The sequence below is a fragment of the Nocardioides sp. Soil805 genome (genome assembly GCF_001429625.1).
In the GTDB taxonomy this organism is placed as follows: Bacteria; Actinomycetota; Actinomycetes; order Propionibacteriales; family Nocardioidaceae; genus Nocardioides.
The window spans coordinates 133,871-157,593 of sequence record NZ_LMSU01000004.1; the positions used below are offsets into that span (position 1 = coordinate 133,871).

At 73.0% G+C, this 23,723-nt stretch carries 22 protein-coding genes; 12 read left to right on the forward strand and 10 right to left on the reverse strand.

Going from position 1 to position 23,723, the window contains the following annotated elements:
• Positions 1-60 precede the first annotated feature (60 nt).
• The 5 genes from ASG94_RS18090 to ASG94_RS18110 are packed head-to-tail and all read left to right on the forward strand — an operon-like array spanning position 61 to position 5,970.
• Positions 61-642 (forward strand): 2-oxoacid:acceptor oxidoreductase family protein, encoded by a 582-nt coding sequence (locus ASG94_RS18090; RefSeq protein WP_056927874.1) that lies wholly within the window; start codon positions 61-63, stop codon positions 640-642.
• Entirely contained in the window at positions 635-1,906 is a 1,272-nt protein-coding gene (locus tag ASG94_RS18095; protein WP_056927875.1) for a transketolase C-terminal domain-containing protein, read from the forward strand. The genes ASG94_RS18090 and ASG94_RS18095 overlap by 8 nt, the downstream gene beginning before the upstream one ends.
• Complete coding sequence (locus ASG94_RS18100) at positions 1,906-2,907, forward strand: thiamine pyrophosphate-dependent enzyme (RefSeq protein ID WP_056927876.1); 1,002 nt, start codon at positions 1,906-1,908, stop codon at positions 2,905-2,907. Before ASG94_RS18095 ends, ASG94_RS18100 begins: the two co-directional genes overlap by 1 nt.
• Positions 2,907-4,532 (forward strand): NAD(P)-binding protein, encoded by a 1,626-nt coding sequence (locus ASG94_RS18105; protein WP_200958187.1) that lies wholly within the window; start codon positions 2,907-2,909, stop codon positions 4,530-4,532. Before ASG94_RS18100 ends, ASG94_RS18105 begins: the two co-directional genes overlap by 1 nt.
• 4 nt (positions 4,533-4,536) lie before the next feature.
• Positions 4,537-5,970 carry a glycosyltransferase gene (locus tag ASG94_RS18110; RefSeq protein ID WP_056927878.1) on the forward strand — a complete coding sequence of 478 codons (1,434 nt, stop codon included), beginning with the start codon at positions 4,537-4,539 and terminating at the stop codon, positions 5,968-5,970.
• A gap of 8 nt (positions 5,971-5,978) precedes the next feature.
• On the opposite strand, the gene ASG94_RS18115 is transcribed toward ASG94_RS18110, so the two are convergent.
• The 4 genes from ASG94_RS18115 to ASG94_RS18130 all read right to left on the reverse strand — a co-directional run bounded on the left by ASG94_RS18115 (position 5,979) and on the right by ASG94_RS18130 (position 8,859).
• A complete protein-coding gene (locus tag ASG94_RS18115) occupies positions 5,979-6,641 on the reverse strand; it encodes a glycerophosphodiester phosphodiesterase (protein WP_056927879.1) in 663 nt (220 codons plus the stop codon).
• A complete protein-coding gene (locus ASG94_RS18120; protein ID WP_056927880.1) occupies positions 6,642-7,382 on the reverse strand; it encodes a phosphatase PAP2 family protein in 741 nt (246 codons plus the stop codon). It abuts the gene before it with no gap.
• Positions 7,383-7,524: 142 nt separating this feature from the next.
• On the reverse strand, positions 7,525-8,376 hold the full coding sequence (locus tag ASG94_RS18125) for a lysylphosphatidylglycerol synthase domain-containing protein (RefSeq protein ID WP_056927881.1): 852 nt from the start codon (positions 8,374-8,376) through the stop codon (positions 7,525-7,527).
• Between the two features lie 123 nt (positions 8,377-8,499).
• Positions 8,500-8,859, reverse strand: a complete 360-nt coding sequence (locus ASG94_RS18130) for a hypothetical protein (RefSeq protein ID WP_056927882.1) — start codon at positions 8,857-8,859, stop codon at positions 8,500-8,502.
• A 56-nt stretch (positions 8,860-8,915) separates the two neighbouring features.
• Between ASG94_RS18130 and ASG94_RS18135 the strand changes: the two genes are divergently transcribed.
• Positions 8,916-9,629, forward strand: a complete 714-nt coding sequence (locus ASG94_RS18135) for a peptidylprolyl isomerase (RefSeq protein WP_056927883.1) — start codon at positions 8,916-8,918, stop codon at positions 9,627-9,629.
• Between the two features lie 48 nt (positions 9,630-9,677).
• On the opposite strand, the gene ASG94_RS18140 is transcribed toward ASG94_RS18135, so the two are convergent.
• From ASG94_RS18140 to ASG94_RS21880, 3 genes are read right to left on the reverse strand one after another with little or no spacing between them, the layout of a single operon-like run.
• Positions 9,678-10,058 carry a VOC family protein gene (locus ASG94_RS18140; RefSeq protein WP_235537323.1) on the reverse strand — a complete coding sequence of 127 codons (381 nt, stop codon included), beginning with the start codon at positions 10,056-10,058 and terminating at the stop codon, positions 9,678-9,680.
• Positions 10,059-10,089: 31 nt separating this feature from the next.
• Positions 10,090-10,554 carry an OsmC family protein gene (locus ASG94_RS18145; RefSeq protein ID WP_056927885.1) on the reverse strand — a complete coding sequence of 155 codons (465 nt, stop codon included), beginning with the start codon at positions 10,552-10,554 and terminating at the stop codon, positions 10,090-10,092.
• A gap of 42 nt (positions 10,555-10,596) precedes the next feature.
• Positions 10,597-10,740 (reverse strand): hypothetical protein, encoded by a 144-nt coding sequence (locus tag ASG94_RS21880; RefSeq protein WP_156411692.1) that lies wholly within the window; start codon positions 10,738-10,740, stop codon positions 10,597-10,599.
• A gap of 183 nt (positions 10,741-10,923) precedes the next feature.
• Here ASG94_RS21880 and pepN point away from each other — a divergent pair, with 183 nt between their 5' ends.
• Genes pepN through ASG94_RS18165 form a run of 4 tightly spaced genes read left to right on the forward strand, consistent with a single transcriptional unit; the run spans position 10,924 to position 18,447 of the window.
• Entirely contained in the window at positions 10,924-13,413 is a 2,490-nt protein-coding gene (pepN, locus tag ASG94_RS18150; protein ID WP_056927886.1) for an aminopeptidase N, read from the forward strand.
• Entirely contained in the window at positions 13,410-14,246 is an 837-nt protein-coding gene (locus tag ASG94_RS18155; RefSeq protein ID WP_056927887.1) for a formate dehydrogenase accessory sulfurtransferase FdhD, read from the forward strand. Before pepN ends, ASG94_RS18155 begins: the two co-directional genes overlap by 4 nt.
• A 59-nt stretch (positions 14,247-14,305) precedes the next feature.
• Positions 14,306-15,469, forward strand: coding sequence for an exonuclease SbcCD subunit D (locus ASG94_RS18160; RefSeq protein WP_056927888.1), 1,164 nt, complete (start codon positions 14,306-14,308; stop codon positions 15,467-15,469).
• Entirely contained in the window at positions 15,469-18,447 is a 2,979-nt protein-coding gene (locus ASG94_RS18165) for an AAA family ATPase (RefSeq protein WP_056927889.1), read from the forward strand. Before ASG94_RS18160 ends, ASG94_RS18165 begins: the two co-directional genes overlap by 1 nt.
• Positions 18,448-18,482: 35 nt before the next feature.
• On the opposite strand, the gene mraY is transcribed toward ASG94_RS18165, so the two are convergent.
• Positions 18,483-19,568, reverse strand: coding sequence for a phospho-N-acetylmuramoyl-pentapeptide-transferase (mraY, locus tag ASG94_RS18170; RefSeq protein ID WP_056927890.1), 1,086 nt, complete (start codon positions 19,566-19,568; stop codon positions 18,483-18,485).
• 193 nt (positions 19,569-19,761) lie between these two features.
• Positions 19,762-20,754 carry a DUF2332 domain-containing protein gene (locus ASG94_RS18175; protein WP_056927891.1) on the reverse strand — a complete coding sequence of 331 codons (993 nt, stop codon included), beginning with the start codon at positions 20,752-20,754 and terminating at the stop codon, positions 19,762-19,764.
• Positions 20,755-20,808: 54 nt separating this feature from the next.
• Between ASG94_RS18175 and ASG94_RS18180 the strand changes: the two genes are divergently transcribed.
• Positions 20,809-21,447, forward strand: a complete 639-nt coding sequence (locus ASG94_RS18180) for a uridine kinase (RefSeq protein WP_235537324.1) — start codon at positions 20,809-20,811, stop codon at positions 21,445-21,447.
• 21 nt (positions 21,448-21,468) lie between these two features.
• Here the strand turns inward: ASG94_RS18180 and ASG94_RS18185 are convergent, their stop codons facing one another.
• Positions 21,469-22,164, reverse strand: a complete 696-nt coding sequence (locus tag ASG94_RS18185; RefSeq protein WP_056927893.1) for a sulfotransferase domain-containing protein — start codon at positions 22,162-22,164, stop codon at positions 21,469-21,471.
• Between the two features lie 36 nt (positions 22,165-22,200).
• Here ASG94_RS18185 and ASG94_RS18190 point away from each other — a divergent pair, with 36 nt between their 5' ends.
• Positions 22,201-23,721, forward strand: a complete 1,521-nt coding sequence (locus ASG94_RS18190; protein WP_056927894.1) for a TldD/PmbA family protein — start codon at positions 22,201-22,203, stop codon at positions 23,719-23,721.
• The last annotated feature ends 2 nt before the right edge of the window (positions 23,722-23,723 follow it).

Consider the following 23,723-nt stretch of genomic DNA (forward strand, 5'->3'; position numbering starts at 1 on the left):
CGGCCGTCGACGTCGGGGCGAGGCTGGACGCGGACCACCCCGAGCTGTGAGGAGGGGCCCATGTTCTCCGTACGCATACACGGACGAGGCGGCCAGGGCGCCGTCACGGCGGCCGAGCTGCTCTCGGTGGCGGCCTTCGACGAGGGGCGTCACGCCCAGGCGTTCCCGACCTTCGGGTCCGAGCGCACCGGGGCGCCGGTGGTCGCGTTCTGCCGCATCGACGACCGACCGATCCGGCTGCGTGAGCCCGTCATGGACCCCGATGCCGTGGTGGTCCAGGACCCGACGCTGCTGCACCAGGTGGCGCTCTTCGCGGGCCTGTCCCCCGAGGGCTACCTGGTCGTCAACACCTCCGCCCCGCTCGAGCGGCTCGGGCTCGCCGAGCTGGTCGAGCAGCTTCCCGACGGCCACGTGGTCGCGGTGCCCGCCACCGAGATCGCCCGGGTGCATCTCGGCCGTCCGCTGCCCAACGCCGCACTGCTCGGTGCGCTGGCGGCGCTGACCGGCGAGGTCTCGCTGGACTCGGTCTGTGACGCCATCCGGGACCGCTTCCCCGGCCACGTCGGTGACGACAACGCGAGCGCCGCCACCGCGGCGTACGAGCACGTGCGCACCGCCGCCGTGGGGCCGGCCCGTGCGTAGCCAGCTCGAGGGCTCGCAGGCGGTCGCCCGGGCCGTCGCCCTGTGCCGGCCGCAGGTGATCGCCGCGTACCCCATCTCCCCCCAGACCCACATCGTGGAGTCCCTCTCCGACCGGGTCCGCACCGGGGAGCTCGCGGGCTGCGAGTACCTGCTGGTCGACTCGGAGTTCAGCGCCATGTCGGCGTGCATCGGGGCCTCGGCGGCCGGAGCCCGCAGCTACACCGCCACGTCCAGCCAGGGCCTGCTCTTCATGGCCGAGGCGCTCTTCAACACCTCCGGTCTGGGCCTGCCGGTCGTGATGACACTGGCGAACCGCGCCATCGGCGCGCCGATCAACATCTGGAACGACCACTCCGACGCGATGGCCATGCGCGACTCGGGCTGGATCCAGCTCTACGCCGAGTCCAACCAGGAGGCCGTGGACCTGCACGTCCAGGCGTTCCGGCTCGCGGAGTCGCTCTCGGTGCCGGTGATGGTGTGCATGGACGGCTTCGTGCTCACGCACGCCTTCGAGGAGGTCGACCTGCCCACCCAGGAGCAGGTGGACGCCTTCCTTCCACCTTTCGTCCCCCAGCAGCTGCTGGACCCCGATGACCCGGTGACCATCGGCGCGATGGTCGGCCCCGAGGCGTTCGCCGAGGTGAAGTACCTCGTGCACGCCACCCAGGTGGCGGCCCTCGACGAGGTCCCCGCGATCGCGGCCGACTTCGAGCGGGCCTTCGGCAGGGACTCCGGCGGGCTCCTCAAGCGCTACCGCCTCGAGGACGCCGAGACGGTGGTGGTCGCCCTCGGCTCGGTGCTCGGCACGATCGAGGACGTCGTCGACTCCCTGCGCGACGACGGGTTCCGCATCGGCGTCCTGGGCATCACCTGCTTCCGGCCGTGGCCCCACGACGAGGTGCGCGCGGCCCTGGGTGACGCCACCCGGGTCGTGGTCGTCGAGAGGGCGTTCGCGGTCGGCGCCGGCGGCATCGTCGGGCAGAACGTCCGCGACGCCACGCGCGGCCTGCCGGTCGTGGTGCAGGACGTGGTCGCCGGGCTGGGCGGTCGTCCGATCACCCGGACCTCGCTGCGTGGCCTCTTCGAGGACGTGGTCGCGGACCGCCTCGACGCGAGCCACCTGCACTTCCTCGACCTGGACGTCGAGCTGGTGCAGCGCGAGCTGGCCCGCTCCCGGGCCCGTCGGCGTTCGGGACCCCACGCCGAGCACATGCTGCGCGACCTCGGCACGGTCGCCTCGGGCACGCCCCACGGAGGTGGCTGATGCCGTTCCAGGAGATCAAGCTCTACCAGGCCGGGACGTTCGTCGCCGGCAACCGGCTGCTCGACCCCGAGCAGCGCTCCGTCCAGGCGCGCACCGGCCGTTCGAACTCGCTGACCTCCGGTCACCGCGCCTGCCAGGGCTGCGGCGAGGCGCTCGGCGCCCGCTACGTCCTGGACGCCGCGATGCGGGCCACCGACGGCAAGCTGGTCGCGGTCAACTCGACCGGGTGCCTGGAGGTGTTCTCCACCCCCTACCCGGAGTCGTCGTGGCAGCTGCCCTGGCTCCACTCGCTCTTCGGCAACGGTCCGGCGGTGGCGTCCGGGGTTGCGGCCGCGCTCAGGGCGACGGGACGTGACGACAGCCGCGTCGTCGGCCAGGCCGGCGACGGCGGCACCGTCGACATCGGCTTCGGCGCGTTGTCGGGCATGTTCGAGCGCAACGACGACGTCCTGTTCGTCTGCTACGACAACGAGGGCTACATGAACACCGGGGTGCAGCGCTCCGGTGCCACTCCCCCGGGTGCCGCGACCGCCACCACCAAGGCGCTCGGTCCCGAGCCGGGCAACGTCTTCGGGCAGGGCAAGTTCGTGCCGCTGATCGCGATGGCCCACGAGATCCCGTACGTCGCCACGGCCACCGTCGCCGAGCTGCGCGACCTCGAGTACAAGGTCGAGAAGGCGATGAGCTTCCACGGCGCCCGCTACCTCCACGTCTTCGTCCCCTGCCCCCTGGGCTGGAGGGCAGCGGCGGCCGACACGATCAAGCTGGCGCGACTGGCCAAGGAGAGCGGGGTCTTCCCCGTCTTCGAGGCCGAGCACGGTGAGGTCACCGAGGTGTCGAGGATCAGGCGCCAGGTCCCGGTCGAGGAGTACCTGCGGCCCCAGGGGCGCTACGCCCACCTCTTCGGCGACCCGGGTCGTCCGGACGTCGTCGCACGCATCCAGGCCAGGGCCGACCGCAACATCGCCCGCTTCGGGCTGCTCGGAGAAGGAGACGAGTGATGGACAAGCCGTTCGCGATCACCCTCGACGTGGGCAGCAGCCGCGCCAACAAGACCGGGTCCTGGCGCACCGAGCGCGCCGTCTACACCAACCGGATGCCGCCGTGCAACGACGCCTGTCCCGCCGGAGAGGACATCCAGGGCTGGCTCTACGAGGGCGAGGAGGGCGGCGCCGGCTACGAGCACGCGTGGCGCCGGATCATGGAGGACAACCCGTTCCCGGCGATCATGGGCCGCGTCTGCTACCACCCGTGCGAGACCGCCTGCAACCGCGGCCACCTCGACGAGGCCGTGGGCATCAACTCCGTCGAGCGCTTCATCGGGGACGAGGCCATCCGGCAGGGCTGGACCGTGGCGGTCACCGCCCCACCGTCGGGGCGGCACGTCCTGGTGGTCGGCGCCGGACCGTCAGGCCTCGCGGCGGCGTACCACCTCGCGCTGCTCGGGCACGCCGTCACCATCAAGGAGGCCGGCCCGATGGCGGGCGGCATGATGCGGTTCGGCATCCCGCGCTACCGCCTCGCGCGCGACGTGCTCGACGCCGAGGTGCAGCGCATCCTCGACCTCGGGGTCGTCCTCGAGCTGGACGCCAAGGTCACCGACCTCGACGCCCTCCGCAGCGAGTACGACGCGGTGTTCCTCGCCGTCGGAGCCCAGCTCGGCAAGCGCGCCTACGTGCCGGCCGGGTCGGCCGCCCACGTGCTCGACGCCGTGGACATGCTCCGGGACCTCGAGACCGGGGAGAAGCCGCTGCTGGGCCGACGGGTCGCGGTCTACGGCGGCGGCAACACCGCGATGGACGCCGCGAGGACCGCCAAGCGCCTCGGCGCGGCCGAGGCCGTCGTCGTCTACCGCCGTACCAAGGACCGGATGCCGGCCCACGAGTCCGAGATCGCGGAGGCCGAGGACGAGGGCGTGCTGTTCACGTGGCTCACCACCATCACCCAGGTCGACGCCGGCCGGCTCGTCGTGGAGCGCATGGAGCTCGACGGCGCCGGCGTCCCGCAGCCCACCGGGGAGCTCGACGAGCTCGAGGCCGACTCGCTCATCCTCGCCCTCGGCCAGGAGACGGACCTCTCGCTGCTCGAGGGGGTGCCCGACCTGGTCGTCCAGGACGGGGTGGTGGCCGTGGGGCCGGACATGATGACCGGCTGCGCGGGCGTCTTCGCGGGCGGCGACATGGTGCCGTTCGAGCGCTCGGTGACGGTCGCGGTCGGGCACGGGAAGCGGGCGGCGCACCACATCGACGACTGGCTGTCGGGCACGGCCCCGGAACCCGTCGTACGCCCGGCGCTGGCGACCTTCGACACCCTCAACACCTGGTACTACTCCGACGCGCCGCGCGCCCACCGGCCCGTGCTCGACCGGGCACGACGCGAGTCGACCTTCGACGAGGTGGTGCTGGGCCACGACGAGTCGACGGCGCTGCTGGAGGCCCGACGCTGCCTGTCGTGCGGCAACTGCTTCGGGTGCGACAACTGCTACGGCGTGTGCCCGGACAACGCGGTGCTCAAGCTGGGCGATCCCAAGGCATACCTGATCGACCTGGACTACTGCAAGGGGTGCGGGATCTGCGTCGCGGAGTGCCCCTCCGGGGCGATCCAGATGGTGCCCGAGGAGATCTGAGGCCATGTACGAGGTGCGGGTCGACCCGCTGGACCTGGAGCGCCTGGGGCGCATCCTCCCGCCGGCGCGGGCGCAGGCCCTGCGCGCCCACGCCGTCGAGGCTGCCGAGCGGTTGCGGGGTCGTGTGGTGTGGAACATCAGCTCCACCGCCCACGGCGGCGGGGTCGCCGAGCTGCTCCAGGTGCTCATCGCGTACGGGCGCGGCGCAGGCGTCGACACGCGCTGGCTCGTGCTCGACGCGGACCGCGAGTTCTTCACCGTCACCAAGCGGCTGCACAACTTCCTGCACGGCTCCCCCGGCGACGGGCTCGAGCTCGACGACCGGGCCCGCGCGCACTACGAGGAGGTCCTCGCGCGCAACCTGCCCGACCTGCGCCGGCGGATCCGGCCCGGTGACCTCGTCCTGCTCCACGACCCGCAGGCCGCGGGCCTCCAGGAGGAGCTGGCGCTGCGTGGCGCGACGGTCGCGTGGCGGTGCCACATCGGTTCCGACACCGCCAGCGAGCGGACCGACCTCGGGTGGGGCTTCCTGCGCCCGTACGTCGAGGGGGCCGAGGCGTTCGTCTTCTCGCGGCGGGCCTACGCACCCGCGTGGGTCGCGCAGGACCGGCTCTGGGTGGTGGCACCGTCCCTCGACCCCTTCAGCGCCAAGAACGCGGAGATGAGCGAGGAGGACGTGCGCGCCACCCTCGAGGTCTCAGGCCTGGTGGGCACCTCCACCGCACGGAGCGGGCCCGGGTTCTCCCGCCGCAGCGCCGGGACCGGCCGCGTCCGCGCCCGCGAGAGCCTCGTCCTCGACGACCACCCCATCCCGGCATCGGCCAGGGTCGTCCTCCAGGTCAGCCGGTGGGACCTCCTCAAGGACATGGAGGGGGTCCTGCACGGCTTCGTCGACAACCTGCGCCTGCTGCCCCACGACGCCCACCTGCTGCTGGCCGGGCCCGACGTGTCGGGTGTGACGGACGACCCGGAGGGGGCAGCGGTCCTCGCCGCCTGTCGTGAGGCTCGCGCGAGGCTGTCGGCATCCACCCGGGCGCGGGTGCACCTGACGGCCCTGCCCATGGACGACGTCGACGAGAACGCGCACCTGGTCAACGCGCTTCAGCGACACGCGTCGGTGGTGGTGCAGAAGAGCCTGGTCGAGGGCTTCGGGCTCACCGTGACCGAGCCGATGTGGAAGTCCCGGCCGGTGGTCGCCTCCGCCGTGGGCGGCATCCGCGACCAGGTCGAGCACGGCGTGAGCGGACTGCTCCTCGACGACCCCCACGACCTCGACGCCATGGCGGCGGCGGTCGACCTGCTGCTGCGCGACCGCGACACCGCCGACCGGCTGGGGCACGGTGCTCACCTGCGGGTCCTGGACCGGTTCCTCGGCGATCGGCACCTGATCCAGTACGCCGAGGTGTTCGCCTCCATGCTCGACCGCGCCCCGGTCTGAGCCCCGGCTCAGTCGCCCTCGTCCCGCCGCCTCAGGAGCTCGGCCAGGACCGCGGGCTCGTCGCTGATGATCCCGCTCGCCCCCGTGGCGAGCACGGCGTCAAGGGTCGGGAGGTCGTTGACCGCCCACGTCATCACCACCTCGACGTGCCGGTGCAGCTCGGCGACCACGGCCGCGTCGAGCAGGGACCGGTGGACCGAGACGCCGTGCACCGGTGGCCCGGCGGCCAGCCGGCGGCGCAGGCGGGCGAGCTCGCCGCGGGTCCGGGCCGACAGGACCGGCCGGACGAAGGAGAGCTGGGCAACGGTCTCGACCGAGGGCCACCAGCGTCCGCAGACCAGCACCGGGCCGTGGTGCCCCCGGTGGTGGAGGAAGCGGGCGACCGAGACCGCCGCCGCGGCCCGGCGCCCCTTGATGTCGAGCATGAAGGTCGTGCCGTGGTCGTCGGCGAGGAACATCTCGTCGAGCCCGAGCCGGGGGGCCGACGCCGAGGCCAGCTCCCAGCGGTCCCACAGCAGCGGCAGCGGGCCCGCCGTCTTGAGGTGACGGACCTCGAGCCGGCCGCGGTAGTCGTGGACGTCGCACTCGATGACGTCGACCCCCAGGCGGTTGGCGGAGTGCAGCCCGGCCAGCGAGTTGCCGGCGCGGTGGGCGATGGCCAGGACCGTCACTCAGACCGCCCTCCCCCGCGCCCGGCGCCGCTCCAGCCACAGCGCGACCGCCTGTCCGACCAGGGCGAGCGCCACCCCCGCCACGACGTCGACGACGTAGTGGTTGGCCGTCGCCACCACCGCGAGGCCCATCAGCACCGGCATCGCCAGGCCGACCACCTTCAGCACCACCGAGGAGGCGGCCGCGAAGATGGCCATGCCCACCAGCAGGTCCCAGCCGGAGTGCAGGCTCGGCATCGCGGCGTACTGGTTGACGAAGGCGGGCGGCTGGAGGACGCGGTAGGCCCGGGACTGCTCGGTCACCGTGTCGACCAGCCCGAGCCCGGCCAGGCGCGGCGGTGCGACCGGGTAGCTGACGAACACCACCACCCCCAGGGCGCCGGAGACCAGCATCGCGTTGCGCAGCCGCACGAAGACGACGCGGTGGCGCCACACCAGCCAGACCATGGTGCCGATGATGGCGGGCCAGTGGCCCCAGATGTAGACCCAGTTGGCGATCGTCTGCACCGTCTCCGACGGGGCGACCAGCGCCTGGAGGTCGGCCTCCACGTCGATCCCCAGCCAGCGCTCGAAGCGCACCAGGTCGTCGGCGTGGGCCTGGGCCGCGCTGATCGAGGACTCGGTGAGCCCGCGGACGCGGAAGTAGACGAAGATCGCGCAGACCACCAGGGCGGTCTGCCACAGGACGAAGGGCAGCGGTGCCGGCAACGTCCATCGGGCGAGTGGGCGCGTCTGCACCATGTCGTCCCCGCTCCCGTGTGGACTCTCGACCGTCTGTGTCCATGGTCGCGCCGGCACCGGCCGGGTGCGGGAGTCGATGGTCCCGACACGACCCGGCCATTGGTCGCTCGCCCCGGTCCGCCCGCTGGTGGGCGGCGCGGCCTCAGGCCAGCTGCGGGTGGTGGGCCGCACGCAGCGCCCGCCGGGTCAGCACCAGGCTGACGCCACCGAGCACGAGGGCGGGCAGCCAGGCCACGGCCGCCTTCAGCGTCACCGCGGCCGTCGCGGCCACCCACGGCACGCCGAGCGCGACCAGCGCCACCACGAGGGCGGCGTCGCGCGGGCTCGCGCCGTTGGGTCCCGGCACGGCACCGGCGAGCTGGCTGGCCCCGAACGCACCGAGCACCGCGAGCGGTGAGACGGTGTGCCCGGTGGCGGCCACCGTGCCGAGCAGGAGACCCGCGATCGAGAGCTGGTAGCCCGTGGACAGCAGGAGCGCGTGCGCCAGCTGCCTGGGCCGCGGGAGCTGGGCGCTGGGCAGCCACTCGGGCCGCACGCGGCGGACCACCAGCGCGGCGGCCACGGCCACCGCACCCACGCCCAGGGCGCCGAGCAGCATCCGGGTCGGCAGCGCCGCGCCGGCGAAGCCCACGAACACCGCCAGGCCGATCGCCCCGACCAGCCGGTCCATCCCGACGCTCATCACGGCGTCACCGCGGCCCAGGCCGGCACGCGTCAGTCGGTGCAGGCGCCAGACGTCCGCACCCACGTGCCCCGGGGTCAGCAGGCCCAGCAGCTCCGACTCGGCGTACGCGCGCAGGTGCCAACGCCGGTCGAGCCCGGCATCGGTGAGCACGCGCCACCGCAGCGGGCACAGGACGTACTTGCCGAGCACCCACGGCAGGAGGCCGAGCAGCACGGGCCACAGGCTCACGTGCGGGAGGCGGGGCAGGGTGACGGCGGGAACCACGACGCTCGCCGCGACTCCGAGCACCAGGACGGTGCGTGAGTGCATCAAGGCACGCCAGCTCAACGGGGGGAATCCTTACCACGAAGGACGAGAGGTGTGCTCTCCATGGTAAAGAACGAGCGGTAATCGGACTAATCCGTCTCACCGTGGGCGCTGACCGGCACGGTCTCAGCTGCAGTGCTGGTCCGACTCGGCACCGTGCTCGTTGCGGACCGTGATGCAGTACGCCGTGTCCCCGTCGACGCCGCTCACCACGACCGAGACGCCGTCGGAGGCGACGAACTCGACGTCGTTGACCTGCGTCGACTCGCCCCCGGCCAGCTCGACCGGCACCGCCTTGCCCGTGTCCAGCAGGCTCTTGTCCTGCAGGACCGTCATCCGCGCGAGGTCGGCGTACATGGGGCGGTTGCGGTCGATCCGCTCGTCGAGCCGCAGCGCGAGCGGCAGGCACCCCAGCAGCAGCAGGAACGTGGCGAGGGTGACGAGGACCGTCGCGTTGTCGAACCTGAGGATCCCATCCTGCTTCACGCGCACATCCTAGGCACACGGTCTGGTCCACCCGGCCCCTGAGTACGATCCGACGCATGCTGAAGCGACTGCTGCCCGCGACCGCCGCCCTGCTGGCGCTCTCCCTGCTCGCCGCCTGCGGCAACGAGGCCGACAACGACGAGGCGGTCGACTCCTCGACCGGTGCGTCGACCCCGGCGGAGAGCCCCAGCGACGAGCCCGCCGCCGACGCCACCTCGTGCGAGTACCCCGAGGACGCGTCCGAGCCGGCGAAGGCCGTCGAGCCGCCCCCCGCCGAGGCCACCGCGTCCGGCACCGTGAGCGGCACCATCTCGACCAACGTGGGCGACATCGCCATCGAGCTCGACGCCGACCGGACGCCGTGCACCGTCAACAACTTCCTCTCCCTGGCCGAGCAGGGCTACTTCGACGACACCCAGTGCCACCGCCTCACCACCGAGGGCATCTACGTGCTCCAGTGCGGAGACCCGACGGCCTCGGGCATGGGCGGGCCGGGCTACACCATCCCGGACGAGGTCGACGGCACCGAGAAGTACGGACCTGGCGTCCTGGCCATGGCCAAGACGAGCGCCCCCGACTCCGGCGGCTCGCAGTTCTTCCTCGTGTACGCCGACTCCGGCGTGCTCGACCCGGTCTACACCGAGTTCGGCACGATCGACGAGGACGGTGTCGCCCTCCTCGAGGAGATCGCCGCGAAGGGCACCGCCGAGGGCGGCCCCGACGGCTCCCCCAAGGACGAGGTCACCATCTCGGGCGTGACGGTCGGCTGACTCGCGGGCAGGACCGGCGCTCACGCGCCCGGGTTCATTCGTCCGGCTTCATTCGTCCAGGCACAGGCAGAACGGGTGCCCGGCCGGGTCGAGCAGCACCCGCACCTGCGGGTTCGGCTGCGTGTCGGCGGGCGTGGCGCCGAGCGCCACCGCCTCGAGAGCGGCCTCCTCGAGGTCGCCCACCTGCACGTCGAGGTGCATCATCGGCCGTTGCCGACCCTCGGCGGGCGGCCACACCGGTGGCTCGTACCCCTCCGCCTGCTGGAACACCACGAACGGACCGGCCTCGGCCGTCGCGACGACGGTCGTCCCCGGCTCGCTGTGCACGACCGGCCAGCCCAGCAGCTCGGAGTAGAAGCCGGCCAGGGCGGCCGGGTCCGGTGCCTCGATCGCCATCCCCCACCACATGCCCGCCGCACGAGATCTCATCGCGCCAGCATGGCACCGACCGCGGCGTACGTCAGGCCTGTTCGTAGGTGACGTCGGCACCGACCTGGACCGTGCGGCTCACGGTGCACAGCCGGTCCCGGGACTGGCCGATGGCCCGCGGCAGGACGTCACGGGCGGCATCACCCTCGGGCCCCTCGGCGAACTGCACGTCGAAGGTCAGCCGCAGCCCGGTCAGGCGGTTGCCGTGCTCGTCGCGGACCTTGTGGCCCTCGCAGGTGAGCTCGAACGTCGTGGCGTCCGCGCGCTTGCGCGTGATGAGGTCGACGTCGATGGCGCTGCACCCGGCGATGGCCGCCAGGAGCAGCTCGACGGGGGTGAAGTCGGGATCGTCTCCCCCGGAGCCCATGAAGGTCTCGCCCCCACGGGCGTTGGTGGCCTTGAAGCGCCCCTCGCCGATCTTCGTCAGCCCGACGCTGCGCAGCGTCTCGGGGCCGGTGGGCGGGGTGCTCGGCTGGCTGGGGATGGCATCGCTCATGCCCTCAGCCTAGGGACCGGCGCCCCGCCGGATCGAGCAGGATCAGCGCGTCGTACGGCGCGCGGCGCGGCGGGCGCGACGCTCCTGGCGGCGGGCCAGCTGGATGCTCCGCCGCTGGGCGGGATCCTCGTCCGAGTGGATGCGTCCCTCGACGATCCCGTAGGCGAGGTGGAGCTGCGTGGTCATGACGGTGCTGTCCTTCCGGCCCGTCCGGGCCTGGCTCTGGTTGCCCCGGTCGGGGCAAGGATGTGTAATGAACATCGCCGCTTGCGCGACTCTTACATCCTACGTCGCCGGCGACCCCGTCCCGGACCTTCCCAGGGGTGATCTCCCCCACCTCGCGAGCAGGCCGGTGGCTAGGGTGGCGGGGTGAGCGGATCCCCTTACCTGAGCCTGCAACGCACCGAAGCGATCGACCGACGGGGGCTGCTCGACGTCACGTCGTACGACGTCTCCCTGGACCTCGCGACGGACGAGTCGACCTTCGCCTCGCAGACCACGATCCGCTTCCGCAGCCGCGGCGGCGCGACCTTCGTGGACCTCAAGCCGGTCTCGATCCGGTCGATCACGCTCAACGGGGACCGGGTCGACCCGGACCTGCTCCGCCAGGGCCGGGTGCCGCTCGAGACCGTCGCCGGTGACAACGAGCTCGTGGTCGACGCGGTGATGCGCTTCCGCAACGACGGCGAGGGCCTGCACCGCAGCGTCGACCCGGCCGACGGGCGCCACTACGTCTACGGCATGTCCTTCATGGACGCGGCGCCCAGCGTCTTCGCGTGCTTCGACCAGCCCGACCTCAAGGCGCCCTACCGGCTCGCCGTGCGGGCCCCGGAGGACTGGGTCGTGGTCGCCAACGCTCCGGGGGAACAGGTGGAGCCGGGGTCGTGGGTCTTCGCCGAGACGCCGCCGCTGTCGACGTACTTCGTCACCGTCGTGGCCGGGCCCTACCACCTCGTCACCGACGAGCACGACGGCATCCCGCTGGGGCTGTCGGCGCGGGCCAGCCTGGCCCGCGAGCTCGACGCGGACGCCGACGAGCTCTTCACCCTGACCCGTCAGGGCTTCGACGAGATGCACCGCCTGTTCGGGATCCGCTACCCCTTCGGCAGCTACCACCAGGCGTTCGTGCCGGAGTTCAACGCCGGCGCCATGGAGAACCCGGGCTGCGTGACCTTCCGCGACCCGTTGATCTTCACCACCAAGGTGACCCGGGGCGCCCGCATCGTCCGCGCGACCACGGTGGCGCACGAGATGGCGCACCAGTGGTTCGGCAACCTCACCACCCCCGTGTGGTGGGACGACCTCTGGCTCAACGAGTCGTTCGCCGAGTACATGGGGACCCGGGTGACCGCCGACGTCACGCAGTACGACGACGCGTGGGTGCACAACTCCTACAAGCGCCGCCAGTGGGGCCTGCTGGCCGACGCCGGCCCCGCCACCCACCCGGTGGCCGGCAACGGCGCCGTCGACGCGACGGCCGCCCTCCAGGACTTCGACGGGATCTCCTACGTCAAGGGCTCGACGCTGCTCAAGCAGCTGAACGGGCGCCTCGGCGACGACGTGTTCTTCCGAGGCGTCATCGACCACTTCGAGACGCACCGCTTCGGCAACGCGACGATGCACGACCTCTTCGCGAGCTGGGAGCGGGCGGGGGCCGGTGACCTGTCCGACTTCACCGACGGCTGGCTGCGCACGCGCGGGGTCGACACCGTGGCCCATGACCGGGAGGCCGGGGTGCTGCGGCGTACTCCCCCGGCCGTCGAGCCGGTCGAGCGCACCCATGCCCTGACCGTCGCGGTGACACCGGCCGGGGGCGGGACCCGCCGGGTCCCGATGACGCTGGACTCGGAGGCCACGGCCCTCGAGGCCGGCGAGGACGACGCGGTCGTGATCGACGTGGACGAGAACTCGTGGCTGGTGGCGAGGCCCGACGCGACGACGATCTCGCTGCTGCCCTCGGTGATCCGCTCCAGCCGGGACCCCATGGAGCGGTCCGCGGTCTGGAACAACCTGCGCAGCGCCTTCGAGGTCGGCGGCGCGACGGCCGAGGACGTCCTCGCCGTCGCGGTGGTCGCCATCCCGGACGAGACCAGCGACGAGCCCTTGTCCTTCAACGGCTGGGCGTCCTCACCCAGCACGATGCTGCTGATGGAGTGGCTCCTCACCAAGGTCGCCCCCCTCGCGAACGACCCCCGGGCCGCCCTCGAGTCGCTGCACCAGGCGTGCCTGGCGCGCGCCACGACCGCCGAGGCTCGCAGCACCGTCCAGCTCGCGGCCTTCCAGGGCGCCGTCGCGTCGTGCCGCAGCACCGACGAGCTCGAGCGCTGGCTGGACGGCCACGTGCCGGACGGCGTCGAGGTCGACCTAGGGCTGCGCTGGCGCCTGCTGGTGCGGCTGGCCGCCCTGGGCGGGACCGACCGCCGGACGCTCGACCGCTTCCTCGCCGACGAGCCGACGGCGACCTCCCGGGTCGACCACGCACGTGCCGTGGCCTCCATGCCCGACGACGAGTCCAAGGCCTGGGCGTGGGCGCGCTTCACCGGGGTGGAGGACGTGCCCAACTACGAGCTCCAGGCGACCGGGCAGGGCATGTGGCTGCCCGACCAGGAGCACCTCACGACGCCGTACGTCGACCGGTTCTTCGCCGACCTGCCCGCGACGCCGTCGCACCGCACGGGGTGGGTGCTCGCCGACGCGGCGTGCTGGTTCTTCCCGATCACCTCGCGCGATCCCGAGACCGTGCACCGCGCGGCCCGCCTGGCCGACGACGGCACGCTCGACCTGTCGCTGCGGCGCCAGCTGCGGGTGATGGCCGACGAGCTGCAGCGGCGCCAGGACGCCCGCCGGGTCTCGGCATGACCACCGACGCGCGGGCCCGCCGGCCCGGTCCGTCGGTGCGGACCCGGGTGACCGAGCACCTCGACGACGGCCCGCGGAACCGGGAGGACCGCCTGGCCACCGAGGAGCCGCTGGAGATCAGGCTGGCCGTCACAGGGGCGCCCGCACGGCGCGTGTGGGTGACCATGCGCACGCCGGGGCACGACTTCGAGCTGGCGGCGGGCTTCGCGGTGAGCGAGTCACTCTTCCCCCTCGAGTCGTTGCGTCAGGTGGCCTACTGCACCGACGCCGACCTCGACCCGGAGCAGGAGTTCAACGTCGTCACGCTGACGGTCGCACCGGGCACCGACATCGGCGACGCCCACCGTCACGAGGCCCGCAGCGCCGGATCCTCGGCCTGTGGGGTGTGCGGCAAGGACAGCGTGGCCGAGGTGCTCGACGTCGTGCACGGGGCGCGGTGGAGCGCTGCGGTCCCCTCCCCGGAGGTGGCCCGGACGCTGCCCGACCGCCTGCGGGGCGGCCAGCAGGTCTTCGAGCGCACCGGGGGCGTGCACGCAGCCGCCCTGGCGTCCGCGGACGGCGTGCTCGAGGTCGTCCGCGAGGACGTGGGCCGTCACAACGCGGTCGACAAGGTGATCGGCACCCGCGTGCTGGCCGGCCGGTCCACGGACGCGGCCTGCCTGGTGGTGAGCGGCCGTGCGGGCTTCGAGCTCGTCCAGAAGGCCGTCACGGCGGGCATCGGCAGCCTCGTCGCCGTGGGTGCTCCCACGAGCCTGTCGGTCGACCTCGCTCGCGAGGCGGGCCTCACGCTCTACGGGTTCACCTCTCCGGGCCGGTGCGTCCAGTACGCCTGAAGGCCGTCCGGCGGCGTGGGCTCCCGGCCACTGTCGGTGGTCGAAATTAGGTTCGTCCCATGCGCATCCTGCACACCTCCGACTGGCACCTGGGGAGGTCCTTCCACCGGGAGGACCTGCTCGGCCACCAGGGTGCGTTCGTCGACCACCTGCTCGAGGTGGTCGCGACCGAGCGGATCGACGTCGTCCTCGTCTCGGGTGACGTCTACGACCGCGCGCTCCCCCACGTGGACGCCGTCCACCTGGCCGACGAGGCCTTCGCCCGGCTCGCCGCATCTCCCGCCCGGCTGGTGGTGAGCAGCGGCAACCACGACTCGGCCCAGCGCCTCGGCTTCGGCTCCCGCCTCATCGACGCCGCCGGCGTCTTCATCCGCACGTCGGCAGCGAGCGTGGGCGACCCGGTCCTGCTCGAGGACGAGCACGGGCCGGTGGCGATCCACGCGCTGCCCTACCTCGACCCCCGTGCCCTCGCCGAGCCGTGGCAGCTCTCCGCGCGGTCCCACCAAGCGGCGATCGGCGTCGCCATGGCCCGGGTGCGGGCCGACCTCGCGAGCCGCTCCGGGTCCACGCGCTCCGTGGTGATGGCCCACGCCTTCGTCGCCGGTGCCGAGCCGTCCGACTCCGAGCGGGACATCAGCGTCGGAGGGGTGTCCCGGGTCGCGACGTCGGCCTTCGACGGCATCGACTACGTCGCCCTGGGCCACCTCCACGGACGCCACACCCTCAGCGACTCGATCCGCTACAGCGGCTCCCCGCTGGCCTACTCCTTCTCCGAGGCCGACCACCGCAAGGGCTCCTGGCTCGTCGACCTCGACGCCGACGGGTTGGCCCGTGCCGAGTTCGTCGAGGCACCGGTCCCCCGCCGGCTGGCCCGGTTGAGCGGCGACCTCGAGACCCTGCTGTCCGACCCCCGGCTGGCGGCGCACGAGGACGCCTGGGTCCAGGCGACGCTCACCGACCGGGTGCGCCCCCTGCACGCGATGGACCGGCTGCGCGCCCGGTTCCCCCACGCGCTGGTCCTCGGGTTCGCCCCGGCGGGGGCCCCGACGGCCACCACACCGGCGGCCCGCGCCACCGGTCGCGACGACCACGACGTCGCCCTCGACTTCATCGCCGAGCTGCGCGGCGCGCCCGCCACCGCGGCCGAGAGCTCCCTGCTCCGGGATGCGGTCGACGCCTGCTGCGAGGACACCGACCTCGACGTCCTGGTCGGAGGCGCCTGATGCGCCTGCACACCCTCGAGGCCACGGCGTTCGGGCCGTTCGCCGACACCGTCGAGATCGACTTCGACGCGCTGTCGGCCTCGGGCCTCTTCCTGCTCAGCGGCGCCACGGGTGCCGGCAAGTCCAGCGTCCTCGACGCCGTCTGCTTCGCGTTGTACGGCGACGTCCCCGGCGACCGCTCGGCGGCCAAGCGGTTGCGCTGCGACCAGGCCGCTCCGGGCGTGGCCCCCTCGGTCACGCTGGAGGTGACGCTCTCCGGGCGCCGATGGCGGGTCGAGCGGTCCCCCGCGTGGCAGCGGCCCAAGAAGCGCGGCACCGGCATCACCACCGAGCAGGCGTCGGTGCACCTGTCCGAGCGGGTCGAAGGGGCCTGGCTCACCCGGTCGACGCGCCTCGACGAGGCGGGACACCTGATGACCCGGCTCGTGGGGATGAACCTCCCCCAGTTCTGCCAGGTCGCCATGCTCCCCCAGGGCCGGTTCCAGGCCTTCCTGCGCGCGCGGTCCGAGGAGCGGCACGCCCTGCTCCAGCAGGTCTTCCGCACCGGGCGCTTCGACCAGGTGGAGCGCTGGCTGCGCGAGCACCGCACGACGGTGCGTCGCGCCTCCGAGCAGCACGCGACCACGGTCGCGGCGCTGGTCAGCAGGCTCAGCGAGACGGCCGACGTCCCCGTGCCCGACGAGGACGCGTCGTCGCAGGACCTCCGGCGCTGGCTCGAGGACGTGCACGGCGGCGCGCGGGCGGGTGCCTACGGCGCCGCCGTGGCCGACGCGGTCGCCTCCGACGCCGTGAGGCGGGTCACGGCCGTCCTCGCCGACGCCGAGCGGGTCGACGCGCTGCGGACCGCTCACGCCGGCGCCGCGGCCGTCCTGGCCGAGCACGACGCCGACGGGCATCGCCGGTCCCGGCAGCGGGTCGAGCGCGCCGTGCGGGCCGCGACCCTGACCGGTCTCGACGACGCCCTGGTCGAGGCCACCGCGCTCCGGGACGTCGCCCGACGCGAGGCGACGCGCACGCTGGCCGCCTGGACCGCGCTCGCGGACCCCTTGCAGACGGGTCCCGGGTCCGACGACCTCGCACGGGCGCTGGCCGAGTCGGCGACCGACCTGCAGTCCGCCGAGGCCCTGGCCCCCGAGGCCGACCGTCTGGTGGAGGTCCGCCGACTGTGCGACGAGGTCGGCGCCACCCTCGAGGACGCCGAGCGACGTCGCCTGAGCGCCCGGGATCGTTCGCAGGCACTCCCCGAGCGCCTCGCGGGCCTGCGCATCGACGTGCGCAGAGCGGAGGAGGCCGCGGCCGTGCTGCCGGCCGTCAGCGCCGAGGTCGAGCAGCTCCGCGCCCGACGAGACGCCGCCCGCGACCGGGCGGCGCTCGTCCCGGTCCTGCGCTCGGCCGTCGCCGACCGCGACACGGCCCGCGCCGAGGTCACCCTGCTGAAGGAGCGTTGGCTCGAGATCCGTGAGGCCCGCCTCGAGGGGATGGCCGCCGAGCTCGCCGGGCAGATCGCCGTGGGGTCCAGCTGTCCGGTCTGCGGGTCCTGCGAGCACCCGAGCCTGGCCGTGTCCGCCCACGGGTCCCCCGATGCCGCCGGTGAGCGCGCGGCGCGCAAGGCGGTGGACGACGCCGAGACCGTCCTGGTCGCCCTGGACGACCGCGCCCGGCAGCTGGAGTCCCAGCACGCCGCTCTCGCCGCCCTCACCGGGTCGGCCCAGCCCGGCTCCCTCGACGACGACCTGTCGACCCTGCAGCGTCGACACACCGAGCTCGCCGCGGCCGCGGCCCGGGTCGACGCCCTGCGGGCCGAGGTCGCGGCCGCGGAGGACGAGGACGCGCGCGTGCGTGCCGAGATCGACGCCGAGGAGCAGCGGTCGGCTGTGCTCGGGTCCCGCCTCGAGCTGCACCGGGCCGAGCGCGACCGACTCGCAGCGCGGGTCGCCACCGTGCTCGACGGCACCGGGCAGCCGACCCTCACCGCGCTGCGCGAGCACCTGCGGCGGCGGCACGACCGCCTCGCCGAGGCCTGCGCCGCCGAGGAGGAGCTGCGGTTCGCGGAGCGGGGTCGCCGCTCGGCCGAGCGCGCTCTCGACGAGGCCGCCGCGAGGGCCGGCTTCGCCGACCTCGCCGACTACCGCAGCGCCCACCTGGACGACGCCGACGTGCGACGCCTGGTGGCAGAGCTGGACGCGGCCGAGGCCCGGTTGCTCCGTGCTCGCGAGACGCTCGAGGACCCGGTCCACGCCGCGGCGGCGGCCCAGCCCGCTCCCGACCTGCCGGGTCTGCGACGCCGACGCGGGTCGCTCGAGGCCGACGCGCGGGCCGCGCACGCCCGCCTGGAGGTCGCCGTCCGCCGGGTGGCACGCCTCGATGCCCTCGGCGCCGAGCTGCGCTCCGCGCTCGACGCCTGGGCGCCGGTCCGGGCGGACCTGGACCTCGCCACCCACCTGTCCGCGTTCGTCGAGGGCAAGTCGGCCGACAACACGCTGCAGATGCGGCTCTCCGCCTACGTCCTGGCCCACCGGCTGGGCCAGGTGGTGGCGGCTGCCAACGAGCGCCTCGTCACCATGAGCGACCAGCGCTACTCACTCGAGCACACCGGCCGCCGCGGTGCCGGCGAGACACGTGGCGGTCTGAGCCTGCTGGTCCGTGACGACTGGTCCGGGGAGACCCGCGACCCCGCCACCCTGTCGGGGGGCGAGACCTTCGTGGTGTCCCTCGCCCTCGCGCTCGGCCTGGCCGACGTCATCACCCAGGAGGCCGGTGGGGCGGACCTCGACACCCTCTTCGTGGACGAGGGCTTCGGCTCCCTCGACGCCGAGACCCTCGACGACGTCATGGACACCCTCGACAGCCTGCGAGACGGCGGGCGCGTCGTCGGCGTCGTGAGCCACGTCGCGGAGATGCGCGACCGGATCCCGACCCAGCTGCGCGTGCACAAGCACCGCCACCACGGCTCGCGCGTCGAGGTCGTGGTGGCCTGACCGTGGCCGTGGCGCCGGCGGGAGACGTGCGGGCGTCAGCCGAGCCAGTCGGCGTAGAAGATCCCGAGACCGGCCACGACGCACAGGCCGGCGATGATCCAGAAGCGGATGACCACGGTGACCTCGTCCCAACCCAGGTGCTCGAAGTGGTGGTGGATGGGGGCGATGCGGAAGATGCGGCGCCCGGTGCCGGTGATCCGCCTCGTGAGCTTGAACCAGCCCATCTGCAGGAGCACGGACATCGTCTCGAGCACGAACAGTCCCGCGATGACGGCCATGAGGAGCTCCGTCCTGGTCATGATCGCGAGGCCGGCCAGCGCTCCGCCGATGGCCAGTGAGCCGACGTCGCCCATGATGATCCGGGCCGGCTTGGCGTTCCACCACAGGAAGCCGACGCAGGCGGCGGCGATGGCTGCCGAGAAGACCGCGAGGTCGAGCGGGTCGCGCACCTGGTAGCACTGGGACTCCACCACGGTGGGCTCGAGGGATCCGCAGCGGTGGTTGTTCTGCCAGAAGCTCACGATCGTGTAGGCGCCGAAGACCATGGCCGAGGTGCCGGCGAGCAGGCCGTCGGCGCCGTCCGCGAGGTTGGCACCGTTGGAGGTCGCGGTCACGATGAACCAGATCACCAGCAGGACCACGACCAGGGGCAGCTTGATCCCCCAGTCGTGCGTGGTGGAGATGAACTGCGATGCGGGCCTGATGCCCTGATCGTCGGCGAAGAACTGCGTCGCCAGCACCCCGAACGCGAGGGCTACGACGGTCTGTCCGGCCATCTTGGCGCGACTCGTCAGCCCCTGGTTGTGCTGGGTGTAGACCTTGATGAAGTCGTCGAGGAACCCGACGACTCCGCACCCGAGGAACAGGAGCAGGAGCAGCCAGGCGCTGGCACTGGGCCGCCCGCCTGTCAGCATCGTCGCGGCGAGGTACGCCGCCGTCGCACTCGCCAGGATCACCAGCCCGCCCAGAGTCGGCGTGCCTCGTTTGACGTGGTGCGTCGTCGGGCCGTCGTCCCGGATCGGTTGGCCGAAGCCGTGTGTGGTGAACCAGCCGATGGCCAGGCGGGTCCCGAGCAGGGAGCAGATCACCGCCAGCCCGCTGCTCAGCAGGATCGCCCGCATCGGCTTCCCTCCCTTGCCTTCTCGACGGTCGATGGCGTGCGGGCAGGGGCCTGCCGGCGCACGCAGTGCGTCACGAGAGTGCCAGTCCCGTCGATCCGCACGCGTCACCGCCGCGCGAGGAGGCGCAGTTTCGAGGGCTCCACCGGGGCCGGGCGGCCCTGCTCCCGGGGCCGCGACGATCGGCGAGGGCCGGTCAGCCCCACCAGTGCAGGCTGCGACCGTGCTGGTGCGTGTGGCCCACGGCCTGGCCGTCGACGGCGAGGACGTAGCGCCCGGGCGGCGGCTCGGGTCCGGACGCCGTGACGGCCGGGAGCGCGCGCGGGCGCTCGTTGCTCACCCAGTGCAGTCGTGGATCGGTCAGGAGGTCCCGCACGAGGGCGTCGAAGCGCTCCCGGCCGGGCACGTCGAGGTAGGCGATCACGGCGGAGTGGAGGACGAGCAGCCGGCCGTCGTCGGGCAGGGCGGCCATCGCCTCGTCGACCAGGCCGGGCAGCTCGCGCAGCAGGTCCCCGCGCCGGAGGTCGGCCGGCTCGCGTCGAGCGATGTCCAGGGCCTGCCGCAGCCGCTCCCGTCGGTCCTCGTGCTCGGGCCAGACCAGCGTCAGCAACCAGCGGCAGGTGTCCGGGTCGGCGGCGTCGAGCGGGTTCAGGTCGATGCCGCCTCGCCACACGACCTCGGGGACGTGGTCCGGGAGAGGTGCCGGACCGGAGACGTCCGCGCGGAGGGTCGGGGTCGCGGAGCCGGTCGTCACCGTGCCGTCGTCGGTGGTCCACTCGTAGGCCCACCGGTCGGGGTAGAGGCAGAGTCCCGCGCTCGTGCCCACCTCGAGCAGGCCGACCGGGCCGTCACCGGACACGCTCGCGACGGCCGGCAGCAGCGTCGCCAGCCTGCCGACCTCGTTGGTCTGCGTGGCCCGCTCCAGGATCGTGGCGCGGATCCGCCCGGTGTCTCCCAGCAGCGCCCCTCGGAGGTCGTCGTACGGCGCCGGAGCAGCGAGGCCGTGCCAGCGGGCCGCGGCGAAGACGAGGTTCGGCTGGCGCTTGGGCTCCGGGAGCCGGGCCAACCAGCGCTGCACGTCGCGGTCCTCGGTGACGCCGAGCGCCCACTCCTCGAAGCAGGGTGAGTTGTCAGCCGCATAGACCGCGAAGCTGCGGTACGTCGCCTGCACGTCGCCGAGAACCTGCACGGAGGCAGTCAAGCACTCCCCAGTCGTCCCCGGGGTGCTGGCATGATCCGGGCGGTGACCTCGAGGGCGGACCACCGGTGCGACCAGCTCGCCGAGGAGCTCTGTGCGCTCCGACGTCCCGCACTGGTCGCCGTCGACGGCGTGGACGGATCGGGCAAGACGACGTTCGCGGCTCGACTCGCGGCCGCGATCGAGGACGCCGGACGTACGGCGCTCGTCGTGCACGAGGACGACTTCCTCGCTCCGCGGGCCGTCCGCCACCGCCGGGGACGCGACTCCCCGCTGGGGTTCTTCCGCGACTCCTACGACCTCGTGGCCCTGGCCCGGCACGTCCTGGACCCGCTCCGCCCCGACGGCGACGGCCGGATCCGACGCCGCGTCTTCGACCATCGCACCGACACGGCGCTCGACGCGCCGCAGGAGCAGGTGCCGGCGGACGCCGTGGTCATCGTGGAGGGGATGTTCCTGCACCGCGACGAGCTGGCCGACCGCTGGGACTGGTCGGTGTTCCTCGACGTGCCGTTCACCGAGACCGCGCGCCGGATGGCCGTGCGGGACGGCAGCCACCCCGATCCGGACCACCCGTCCATGCGCCGCTACGTCGAGGGCCAACGGATCTACCTCCACCGGTGCCGTCCCCGCACCCGCGCCACCGTCGTGCTGGACGACACGGGTCCGCGCGATCCCGCGTAGCCCCCGGCGCCCGGGAGCGACTCAACGCTGCAGCGACCAGGACGACAGGTCGAGACCCCAGTCGTCGGCCAGCCGGCCCACCTGCGGGCGGTAGAGCACCTCGAGGGACTCGACGAGCCCCTCCGGCGGCTCCCACGTCGCGTGGCTGCTGGAGCGCGACGGGCGGTCCACGTCCCTCAGCTGCACCGGCTCGAGGTCGAGGCGCGCCCACACGGTGTCGACCGCGGCCTGGGGCGAGCGGCGTACGGACTCGTAGACCATCACCACCATCCGCTCGCGTCCCACGTGGTGGGCCCACATCGCGAGCTGGTCGGCGTAGAAGCCGCTGAAGCCCTGGACCGTGATCGGCACCGGGTAGGGCCACGGCGAGGTGGCCCGCGTGGCGGCGAGCCGCATGGCGGAGAGGAACCGCTCGACGGGATCGCGCAGCAGCACCAGCACCGGGACGTCCGGCCCGAGGAGCCGCGCCGCGGTGGCCGGGGCGGAGGCATGCCGCAGGTACTGCGGCGTCCACTCCCCGCGTCGTACGCCGTCGGCCGGGAACAGGTCGAGGTACTCGTCCTGCGGCACCACGCCGTCGCCGACCTTGTGCAGCAGGTGCTGCTCCTTCTTGCCGTTCGTCCCGAGACCGACCTCCGGGTGCTGGACGAGCAGGTCGGTGAACCACGTCGTCCCCGACCGCTGGGCACCGATCCCGAGCCACGCCGGTGTCGTCATGCGGAGCACCCTAACCGCTGGGCTAGGTTCGGACCCATGAGTGCTCCCGGCCTCGACCCCACCTTCGCCGCCCTGCCCTACCGCGACCTCGGAGACGTCGCGCTGGGCCGTGCCCGCGAGCTCGGGGCGACCCACGCCGACTTCCGCTTCGAGCGGGTCCGCTACCAGTACCTCGCGGCCCGCGACGGCAACCTGCAGACCGCGATGGACACCGAGGACCTCGGCTTCGCGGTGCGGGTGATCCACCGCGGGGCATGGGGGTTCGCGTCCGGCGTGGTGCTCACCCCGGAGGAGGCGCGGCGGATCGCCGAGACCGCGGTCGCGGTGGCCGAGGTCGCCGCGGAGATGACGACCACCCCCGTCGAGATCGCTACCGAGCCCGTCCACGACGACGTCACCTGGATCTCGGCGTACGACGTGAACCCGCTCGAGGTGCCCACCGCCGACAAGGCGGCCGTGCTCCTCGACTGGACCGACCGGCTGCGCGCGCACGCCGCGGTCGCGCACGCGACGTCCTTCGTCCAGCAGGTGCAGGAGAACAAGTACTACGCCGACCTCGCCGGCACCCGCACCACCCAGCAGCGGGTGCGGATGATGCCCGGCTTCGAGGCGACGGGCTCCGACGAGCGCACCGGCGTCTTCGACTCGATGGCCTCGATCGCGCCGCCCGTGGGCCGCGGTTGGGAGTACGTCACCGACGGCACGTGGGACTGGGACGCCGAGCTCGCCGAGGTCCCCGACCTGCTCGCGGCCAAGCTGGCGGCGCCGAGCGTCGAGGCAGGCACCTACGACCTGGTCATCCACCCGTCCAACCTGTGGCTGACCATCCACGAGTCGATCGGGCACGCCACCGAGCTGGACCGGGCGCTCGGCTACGAGGCCAACTACGCCGGCACGTCCTTCGCCACCTACGACAAGCTCGGGACGCTGCAGTACGGCTCCCCGGTGATGAACGTGACCGGCGACCGCACCACCGAGCACGGCCTGGCCACGGTCGGCTACGACGACGAGGGCGTGCGGACGCAGTCGTGGGACATCGTCCGCGACGGGGTGCTCGTCGGCTACCAGCTGGACCGGTCGATGGGCCACATGAAGCCCGAGCTCCACGACGGCCGCTCCAACGGCTGCGCGTACGCCGACTCCCCCGGCCACATCCCCATCCAGCGGATGGCCAACGTGTCGCTCCAGCCGGCCGCCGACGGCCCCTCCACCGACGAGCTCATCGGCCGCGTCGAGCGCGGCATCTACGTCGTGGGCGACAAGTCCTGGAGCATCGACATGCAGCGGTTCAACTTTCAATTTACCGCCCAAAGATTCTACAAAGTCGTAGACGGGAAGATCGACGGGATGCTACGAGACGTGGCATACCAAGCGACCACGACTGACTTCTGGGGCTCGATGGAGGCCGTGGGTGGGCCTGACACGTGGGTCCTCGGCGGGGCGTTCAACTGTGGCAAGGCCCAACCTGGCCAGGTCGCTGCCGTCAGCCACGGCTGTCCGAGCGCCCTTTTCCGCGGGGTCAACATCCTCAACACCGTCGACGAAGCCGGCCATTGAGC